The sequence below is a fragment of the Cupriavidus sp. SIMBA_020 genome (genome assembly GCF_046535395.1).
Lineage (GTDB): Bacteria > Pseudomonadota > Gammaproteobacteria > Burkholderiales > Burkholderiaceae > Cupriavidus > Cupriavidus campinensis.
Window position 1 is genome coordinate 1 of record NZ_JAWRWU010001204.1, and the last position, 252, is coordinate 252.

Annotated in this window: 1 protein-coding gene; it reads left to right on the forward strand. The window is 66.7% G+C overall.

The window, feature by feature from the left end:
- Positions 1 to 56 precede the first annotated feature (56 nt).
- Positions 57 to 252: hypothetical protein (locus SB751_RS33350; protein WP_410749412.1), on the forward strand; the 196-nt coding region annotated here is incomplete at its 3' end.

The window sequence follows — 252 nt, forward strand, 5'->3', positions numbered from 1 at the left end:
CGCGAGGCGGCGTGGGAATGGCGGGGGTCGGCGCGCGCAGCGGTCGTCGAGACAGCATGCACAGCGGCGCGGCGTCAGACACAAAGGCACGAGGAGCGAAGCGCGAACGCGCTATCGCTTCCCGGGAGGAAATCATGAAAAACAGATTTTTTCATCAGTACTGCTATGGGTTCGGCCGCGGCCTCGCGGTGCTCGCCATCGGCGTAGTGGGCGTGAGCGCGCTTCTGCCGGCAGTCGGCGCACACGCGCAGG